6 protein-coding genes are annotated in these 8872 nt (G+C 74.5%); 3 read left to right on the top strand and 3 right to left on the bottom strand.

What is annotated here, in order from left to right:
- Positions 1–108: 108 nt before the first annotated feature.
- Positions 109–1854 (bottom strand): malto-oligosyltrehalose trehalohydrolase, encoded by a 1746-nt coding sequence (gene treZ / locus ACFWGJ_RS37885; RefSeq protein WP_387333505.1) that lies wholly within the window; start codon positions 1852–1854, stop codon positions 109–111.
- A gap of 201 nt (positions 1855–2055) precedes the next feature.
- Here treZ and ACFWGJ_RS37880 point away from each other — a divergent pair, with 201 nt between their 5' ends.
- The 3 genes from ACFWGJ_RS37880 to ACFWGJ_RS37870 all read left to right on the top strand — a co-directional run bounded on the left by ACFWGJ_RS37880 (position 2056) and on the right by ACFWGJ_RS37870 (position 4832).
- Positions 2056–2613 (top strand): DUF1707 and FHA domain-containing protein, encoded by a 558-nt coding sequence (locus ACFWGJ_RS37880; RefSeq protein WP_387333504.1) that lies wholly within the window; start codon positions 2056–2058, stop codon positions 2611–2613.
- 356 nt (positions 2614–2969) lie between these two features.
- Positions 2970–4364: a M14 family zinc carboxypeptidase gene (locus ACFWGJ_RS37875; protein WP_387333503.1), complete on the top strand. Its 1395-nt coding sequence runs from the start codon at positions 2970–2972 to the stop codon at positions 4362–4364.
- A 42-nt stretch (positions 4365–4406) separates the two neighbouring features.
- Complete coding sequence (locus ACFWGJ_RS37870) at positions 4407–4832, top strand: SSI family serine proteinase inhibitor (RefSeq protein ID WP_387333502.1); 426 nt, start codon at positions 4407–4409, stop codon at positions 4830–4832.
- A gap of 55 nt (positions 4833–4887) precedes the next feature.
- Here ACFWGJ_RS37870 and ACFWGJ_RS37865 read toward each other — a convergent pair whose 3' ends face one another.
- Positions 4888–6138, bottom strand: coding sequence for a M14 family zinc carboxypeptidase (locus ACFWGJ_RS37865; protein ID WP_387333501.1), 1251 nt, complete (start codon positions 6136–6138; stop codon positions 4888–4890).
- A gap of 173 nt (positions 6139–6311) precedes the next feature.
- On the bottom strand, positions 6312–8708 hold the full coding sequence (gene treY / locus ACFWGJ_RS37860) for a malto-oligosyltrehalose synthase (protein WP_387333500.1): 2397 nt from the start codon (positions 8706–8708) through the stop codon (positions 6312–6314).
- Positions 8709–8872 lie beyond the last annotated feature (164 nt).

Below are 8872 nucleotides of genomic sequence, written 5' to 3'. Positions count from 1 at the left end.
CCTAGGAGGGGCTGCGCCCCATCAGGGGCGCGGGGAACTGCGCAGTCTTTTGGCTTTTAAGGGGCGCGGGGAACTGCGCGAACGGCCCCCACCGGACCCGCAGACGAATCACCCCTGCAGCAGCACCACGCACGACTCCCCAGGCACCCCCAACAGCCCGTCCCCGCCAGGAACATCCACCGGCTCCCAAGCCGCCAGCACCCGCGCGGGCCGCGTCCCCAGCGGAATGCGCACCCGCTCCGCGCCGAGATTCACGACCACCCGGACATCCCCCCGCCGGAAGGCGAGCCAGCGCGCGCCCTCGTCGAACGCGACCTTCACGTCCGCGAGATCGGGATCCGTGAGGTCGGCCTGGGCGTGCCGGAGCGCGATCAGCTCCCGGTACCAGGCGAGCACCCGCGCGTGCACCCCCTTCTCCGGCTCGGACCAGTCGAGACAGGACCGTTCGCGCGTGGCGGGGTCCTGCGGATCCGGGATGTCCTCCTCGGCCCACCCGTGGGACCCGAACTCCCGCCGCCTGCCCCGCCGCACGGCCTCCGCCAGCTCGGGGTCCGTGTGGTCCGTGAAGAACTGCCAGGGGGTCCCCGCAGCCCACTCCTCGCCCATGAACAGCATCGGCGTGAACGGCCCGGTGAGCGTCAGAGCCGCCGCGCAGGCCAGCAGACCGGGGGAGAGGGAGGCCGCGAGCCGGTCGCCGAGGGCGCGGTTGCCGATCTGGTCGTGGGTCTGCGAGTAGCCGAGCAGCCGGTGCCCCGCGACCCGCGTGCGGTCGAGCGGCCGCCCGTGCCGCCGGCCCCGGAAGCTGGAGTACGTGCCGTCGTGGAAGTAGCCCGCCGTCAGCGTCTTCGCCACCGCCGCGAGCGGGGCCCGGCCGAAGTCCGCGTAATAGCCCTGCTTCTCACCGGTCAGCGCGGTGTGCAGCGCGTGGTGGAAGTCGTCGTTCCACTGCGCGTGCAGCCCGAGGCCGTTCTCCTTGCGGGGCGTGATCAGCCGCGGATCGCCCAGGTCCGACTCGGCGACGAGGAACAGGGGCCGGCCCAGTTCACCGGAGAGCCCGTCCACGGCCGCCGACAGCTCCTCCAGGAAGTGGCACGCGCGCGTGTCGTACAGCGCGTGCACCGCGTCCAGGCGCAGGCCGTCGATCCGGTAGTCGCGCAGCCAGGACAGCGCGCTGCCCAGCAGGAACGCGCGCACCTCGTCCGAGCCGGGCGCGTCCAGGTTCACGGCCGAACCCCAGGGCGTGTGGTGCGTGTCCGTGAAGTACGGGCCGAACGCGGGCAGATAGTTGCCGGACGGGCCGAGATGGTTGTGCACGACGTCCAGGACGACACCGAGGCCCAGTTCGTGCGCCCGGTCGACGAAACGCTTCAGCGCCTCGGGGCCGCCGTACGGCTCGTGCACGGCCCACAGCGACACCCCCTCGTACCCCCACCCGTGCCGCCCCGGGAACGGGCACAGCGGCATCAACTCGACGTGCGTCACACCCAGTTCCACCAGGTGCCCGAGCCGCTCGGCCGCCGCGTCCAGCGTGCCCTCGCGCGTGTACGTGCCCACGTGCAGCTCGTACAGCACGGCGCCCGGCAGCCCGCGCCCCGCCCAGTCCGCGCGCCAGACGTACCGCTCCTGGTCGACGACCGCGCTCAGGCCGTCCGGTCCGTCCGGCTGCCGGTACGACCGCGGATCCGGCAGCACCGGACCGTCGTCCACCGCGAACCCGTACCGCGTGCCGTCCTGCGCCTCGGCCTCTCCCGTCCACCACCCCGGGCGCTGCGGATCGGGCTCCAACGCGCGCGTGGTGCCCGCGCAGTGGAGCGTCATGCGATCGGCCTGTGGTGCCCACACCTCGAACTGCACGGACGGTTCTCCCTCGTCTGCTCACCGTGACCTCGCCGGTCCCATGGTGCGTCAAACGAGATCAATTCACCTTCGGATCCGCTCGATCGGACGACGATCCTGCTGATCCGGCGACGGAAAACGGCCCTGTCCGCGGTGCGCACTCCTCTGAAGTGCTGTGTTTTCTGGACACTCCGGCCGCGCTGCCAGACAATCGGCTGCGTGACGTCGTCCTCGGAGTTCCACACCTATCCCGCTCCCGCGCGGCTGTCGGACGCCGAGCGGGACAGGACGCTCAAGGCGCTCCGGGAGGGTGCCGCCCTGGGGAGGCTGTCGCACGACACGTTCCTCCTGCGGATGGAACTCGCGTTCGCCGCCCGCACCTCGGACGAACTGGCCGCGCTCACCGCCGATCTGCGCACCGAGAGCCGCTGGTCGCGGCTGCTGTTCGGCACGGTCGAGGCGGTCTCCGGGTTCTCCGTGCGACTGCGCAGGGCATGGCAGGCCGAGCGGCTCCCCAAACTGCTGCTGCCCCGGCCGGAGAGCCGGTACCCGCTGCGGATAGGCCGGGACCCGGCCAGCGGTCTGCGGCTCAGCCACGAGACGGTGTCGCGCGTGCACGCCGAACTCACCCGTCAGGGTGGTCTGTGGGTGCTGCGCGACCTGGGCTCGACCAACGGCACGGCCGTGAACGGCCGGCGGGTGATCGGCGCCGCCGTCGTCCAGGTCGGCGACCAGGTCAGCTTCGGCCGGATGGTCTTCCGGCTGGCGGCGGACTAGGGCCTGTCTGACAATTCCCGTCGTCGCCCGGAGGGCGGCCGGGCGGCGTCAGGTGCGTGCTCTCGCCGTGCCGGGTACAGAGCCTCGTACTGGACGTACTTGGCTCTGTGCCCGGTGCGGCGAGAGTGCGTGCATGGCGTCGCGCGGCAGACGGGAATTGTCAGACAGGCCCTAGGCGCACGGGTCCCGGAGCGGGGTGGGCCCTGGCCCACGGGCCCGGCGGGCGGAACCGCCGCCTCCGCCGAGGCCGGCCCGAAGAGGCCCGACGGGTGTGCATATTTCTATCCGCACCGACTGTTGACGTACCTGCGCCGCCGTGACTCACTGTGCGTACACCATGCACACCAAGTGAACCGGTGGTCACTCGTCGCGGAGGTAAGACCCTGCCGCCACTCCTCCGCTATCCCTCCGTCGACGAACTGGGCGTCCGGGCCGCCGCACTCGTGAGCCGCCGCCCGCGGGACGCCCGGCTGCGCCAGGTGGGCACCTCCCGGGCCGGACGTCCGCTGCGGCTGCTGTCCGTCGGACACGGCAGCCGCCAGGTCCTCGTCGTCGCGGGCCCCCACGCCAACGAACCGGTCGGCGGCGCCACCGTCCTGCGCCTTGCCGAACGGGCCCTGGCCGACCCCCGGCTGTGCGACGGCGCCGACGTGACCTGGAACCTCCTGCTGTGCCTCGACCCCGACGGCTCCCGCCGCAACGAGGGCTGGCTGGCGGGCCCGTACACACTCGGCCACCACTTCCGGAACTTCTTCCGGCCCGGCTTCATGGAACAGCCGGAGTGGCTGCCCGACGGCGCCGCGGGGGCCGCGCTGCCGGAGACCCGCGCCCTGCTCGACCTCCAGGACGAACTGCGGCCCTTCTTCCAGTGCTCCCTGCACGGCGTCGACGTGGGCGGCGGCTTCGTCGAGCTGACCCGCGACCTGCCCGGCATGGCACCCCGGCTCGCGCACATCGCGGCGCGCCTGGACATCCCGCTCGAACTCGCCCCGTACGACACGCTGTACTGGCCCGTCCTGGGGCCGGCGGTCTACCGGATCCCGCCCCCGACGCGCGGCGACCTCGCCGCGGCCATCACGGAGGCGGCCGTCGAGTCCACCTGGTTCCACCCGCACCCGTACGGGACGGTGACCGCGGTCGTCGAGGCGCCCATGTGGGGCGTGGCGGCCGTGCAGGACCCCTCGGTGCCCGCCGACAGCGAGGGCGCGCTGCGGGACGTCGCGCGGACCCTGCGCCACGACACGGCCCTGCTCCAGGAACTGCTGGCCCGCATCCGCCCCCACCTGACCACTGCGGGCGGCGGGGCCGGGGACGTCGACCGGCTCCTCGCGCCCGTCGACGACTACGTCCTGGTCTGCCCCGGCCTCGCCGACTCCTGGGACCCCGACACCGGCCCCGGTACGGACGCCGCGGGCGTGCTCCGCCCGCTGCCGCCGCTCACCACGTCGGGCCTGACCGCGCTGCGCATCTCCGCCCGCCGGATAGCGCTGCGCACGGCGGGCCTGCTGCACCAGCTGGCGACCGCGGCCGGGGCGGACCCGTACGGGGCGGCGGACGACCTCGACCGGCTCATCGACGGCTGGTGCGCCGACTACCACGAGGGCCATGGGGCGCGCTGGATCCCGGTCGCGCGGCAGGCCGAGTACCAGGCGCGGGTGGTGCTCGCCGCGTTCGACCTGGCCCGCCACCGGGGTCCCGGGTCGCGTCCGGCCGGCAGGCCCGCGACGCGGGCCGAGGTGCCGTTCGAGTGAGTCGGGGTGGGCCCGGGGGCCCCGCGTGCCGATGCACAGGCAATGACGAACAACCAGAAAGCGACCGCGGCGGTACGGGCCTTCCTGCTGGCCGCCTGCGCACTCCTCCTGGCGGGGCCGGTGCCGGCCCGGGCCGCGGAGCTCCCGCAGGCGCCCGCGGGCGACTGGCTCTATGTGACGGTCGCCCGCGGTGAGCCGCGCTCCGGCGACCTCCGCGGCACGCTGCTGCTCTGCGACCCGCCCCGCGGACACGAGCAGGCCGTGCGCGCCTGCGAGGAACTGCGGGCCGCGCACGGCGACGTCGGCCGGATCCCGCTCAAGGACACCTTCTGCCCGATGGTCTACGCGCCGGTGTCCGTCTCCGCGCGCGGCGAGTGGGGCGGCCACGCGGTCACCTACGAGGAGACGTTCGCCAACTCCTGCGTGATGGCGGCGCGGACGGGAGCGGTGTTCGCCCTGCCGCACTGACCGGACCCGCCGGACCGACCGCACCGACCGGACCGACACCGCGACCGGTGCGGTCTCACGATGCCGCGTCCCGCGCGTGCCGGGCCGCGGCCACCACCGTGCGTCTCTGGTGCTCGACCTGGTGCTCCAGAGGCACCCAGCGCGCCCGGAAGCGCCGGGCGAAGGCCTCGCTCCAGGAGCCCACCAGGTGTTCCAGGCCGGGCGCGGCACGGTCGTCGCTCTCCCGCAGGACCCGCAGGAGCATCGCCGCGGCCCGCAGCGGAAGCCGCCGGCCGAACGCGTCCACGCTGCCCACGTGCGCCATCGTGGTGTCCGCGGGCGGCGGCCGTACCCAGTCGACGGCCAGGCCGGGAACCAGCTCCAGCGCCCACCGGGCGGCCCGCAGCAGCGGCCCGGCGGGGCCCGGCAGCCGCGGCAGCGCGTCGCTGAGGAAGCTCTCCACCTGGCGGGTGTCCTGGAGGAGTCGGCGTGCCAGACGGCCCATCGCCGCCGCGGGCGCGGGATGCGGCGTGGGATCGTCCACGAGGTCGCTCGCCCACATCGGCACCTCGACCACCGCGGTCAGACCGCCGTACAGATGGGCGCGGTACCAGGTGCTCTCCCGCGCGTCGTCCGGCATGCTCAGATACGCCGGATCAGTGCCGGGCGCGGGCATCACATGCACCCCCGGCCCGGAGGCGGGCCAGCCGGCCGCGTCCGAGGCGCCTGTCTCGACCGGGATGTTCAGCTCCGCCGCGGACTTGCCGAACGGCTCGGCCAGGCCCGGTATGTCCCGGGTGAGCTGCACCCAGCTGCCGCCGAGGTCGGTGCCGTGCAGCGTCACCTGGAGGTAGGGGCGCAGCTCGTCGATGACCCGGATGAGGGCCAGCGTCTCGGGCGGCAGCCGGCCGGGCGGCAGCACCGACGGCGACCACTCGGGCTGCTCGGGCCCGGCGGGGCGGAAGAAGCCGAGGTGGTAGTCGAGCAGGGTGTGCGGCGCCGGCGTCACATGGAGGCCGGCGCCGTCGGGGTCCGCGCAGAGCAGGAAGTGCCAAGAGGTGTCGTCCCGCAGCCGCCGCTCGCGCACGGCCCGCCCGGCCAGCGCCAGCAGGGTCGCGCCGCCGACGGGCTCGTTCGCGTGGGCGCCCGCGACGACCAGCACCGCGCGCTCGGCGTGGCCCACGGACAGCAGCCACAGCGGCCGTCCGGCCCGCGAGGAGCCGACCCGCCGGAGCGTGCACAGGCCCGGCCGTTGGGCCGCCAGCGCCCGGGCGGAGCGTTCGAGTTCGGTCACACTGGGGTAGCGCAGCTCCGGCAGGAGACTCACCCCCGACTTGGTCCGCCCGGCGTCGCAATCCGCAGTACTCCACGGACCGGATGAACTGTCAAGTACGTCGAGGGGCGCCTCCGGGGAGCGCCCAGCAGCACGTACGGGTGTCCGGGGCGCCGATGCCACCGCCGACGGCGGGCACGGGCGTGTCGGCGCCCCGGCGCCGCCCGTCAGGCCGCGGGCACCGGGTCGTCTCCCACCCGCTCCAGCAGCACCACGGGCGACCGTCCGAAAAGCGCCTCCGCGCGCGCGTGCCCCGTGAACTCCCGTCCGGGCGCGAGCAGATCGGTCCAGCGCCCCGCGGGCAGCGGCAGTTCGGTGTCGCGCCAGCCGCCGCCTTCCTCCAGGCGCAGCGACAGCCGGGTGACGGCCGTGACCACCTCCGAGGAGCGCGCGAAGGCCAGACAGTGCGCGGCCCCCGGACCCCGGGCGGGCAGCGGCTCGTACGCGGCGGACTCGCCGAACACCGCGGGGCGCCGCCGCCGCAGCCGCAGGGCCGCCTCCGTGAGCGCGGCCTTCTCGGCGGAGAGAGCGGACAGGCCGCCCACGCCCTCCGTGTCCCCCGGCGGGAAGTGCGCGGGCCGCCGGTTGTCCGGGTCCACCAGCGCCCGGTACTCGACCTCCGTGCCCTGGTACAGGTCGGGCACCCCCGGCATCGTCAGCTGGATCAGGGCGGCCCCGAGGACGTTCGCCCGCACGTACGGCTCCAGCGACCTCCTGAACTCGGCGACAGCCTGCCCCGGCGCCCCGCACGGGCCCGCCTTCAGGAAGTCCGCCACGGCCTCCTCGTACGCGGGATCCTGCTCGGTCCACGCCGTGCCGAGGCCCGCCTCCCTGATGTGCTTCAGCAGCGCCCCCCGCAGCCGTTCGCCGTCCGCCGGGCCGAGCCCGACAGCGGTCTGCCAGGCCGCCCAGGCGACCTGCGGATCCGGCGCGCCCACGCCCTCGGCCGCCGTCCGCCCGGTCACCTCGGCGAGCAGGTCGGCCCAGCGGGCGGGAGCCTGCGTGAGCACGGAGATCGCGGCCCGGACGTCCGCGCTGCGCTTCGTGTCGTGCGTGGACAGCGCGGTGCCGGTCGCCGGCCAGTCGCGCTGCACGCGCGCGCAGTACGCGTGGAAGTCCTCCGGGGACACCGCGGGGGACCCGGGCTCGCCGCCCACCTCGGTGGCCGACAGCAGCGGTACGTACCGGTAGAACGCCGTGTCCTCCACGGACTTGGCCCGCAGCGCCGACGCGAGCTGGGCGAACCGGGCCCGGAACGCCGCGGACTCCGGCCCCTCGCCGACGCGCCCCAGCAGCAGATCCCGTACGAGATCGACGGTCTGTGCCTCCTCGGGGACCTTGAAGGCCTGCTTCGCCTCCTGCGCGGCCTCCTCGGTGAGCACCGACGCGGCGTCCCCCGAGGTGTACGGCCGGTAGACCTCCAGCCGGACGAGCAGTTCCCGCAGGGCGGTGCGCAGCGCCCAGGGGGCGCGGTCGCGCAGCACGGGGTCCGCGGACGTGCGGCACAGCCGGTCCGCCTCACGGGTGAGCCGGTCGACCTCGGCGGCCAGCTCGTGATGGACCACCTTGTACGCGGCCCGCCGCACGGTCGCCTCCCAGACGCCCCCGCGGTCGGCCTGGGGGGCGGCGAAGCGGCGGTACTGGCCGAGGAGTTCCCCGGCGCCCGCCGGGTCCGTTAGGACGCCGTCGATGTGCCGCAGCGCGTCATAGCCGGTGGTGCCCGCGACCGGCCAGGCGGCGGGCAGCGGCTCGCCGTCCGCGAGGATCTTCTCCACCACCGTCCAGCGCCCGCCCGTCGCCTCGTGCAGACGGCGCAGATACGCGTCCGGGTCGGCGAGGCCGTCCGGGTGGTCGATGCGCAGCCCGTCGACGACCCCCTCGTCCAGCAGCTGGAGGATCTTGGCGTGGGTCGCGTCGAAGACCTCCGGGTCCTCGACGCGCACCCCGATCAGCTCCGAGATGCTGAAGAACCGCCGGTAGTTCAGCTCGGTACGGGCCAGGCGCCACCACGTGAGCCGGTACCACTGGGCGTCCAGCAGCTCCGGCAGCGGCAGCTGTGCGGTGCCGGCCCGCAGCGGGAACGCGTGGTCGTGGTAGCGCAGGACGTCCCCGTCGACCACCAGATCGCCCGTCACCGCGCCCACGGGCTGCCCGAGCACCGGCAGCAGGACCCGGCCGTCCTGGGCCGCCCAGTCGATGTCGAACCAGCGCGCGTACGGCGAGTCGGGGCCCTCGCACAGCACCTCCCACAGCGGGCGGTTGTGGCGGGGGGACATCGCCATGTGGTTCGGCACGATGTCGAGGACGAGCCCGAGGCCGTGCTCGCGGGCGGTGCGCGACAGGGCCCGCAGGCCCTCCTCGCCGCCCAGCTCCTCCCGTACGCGCGCGGGGTCCACGACGTCGTAGCCGTGCCCCGAGCCGGGGACGGCCTCCAGGACGGGGGACAGATGCAGATGGGAGACGCCCAGCCCGGCCAGGTAGGGGATCGCTTGCGCGGCGGCGGCGAAGGGGAAGTCCGGCTGGAGCTGGAGGCGGTAGGTGGCGGTCGGCACGACAGGAGTCATGAAACCTTACGTACCCGGCTCACGCGATTTCGTGTCACGTCCCCCGGACACGGCCCCGCCGGGGCCCGTCCGCGCAGTTCCCCGCGCCCCTGAAAGTCCGGGCCGAGCGCCGCGTTCCCCTGCGGCTACAAGCCAAAAGACTGCGCAGTTCCCCGCGCCCCTGG

The sequence above is a fragment of the Streptomyces sp. NPDC060205 genome (assembly GCF_042728395.1).
Lineage (GTDB): Bacteria > Actinomycetota > Actinomycetes > Streptomycetales > Streptomycetaceae > Streptomyces.
This window is presented reverse-complemented; position numbering and strand designations above follow the sequence as displayed.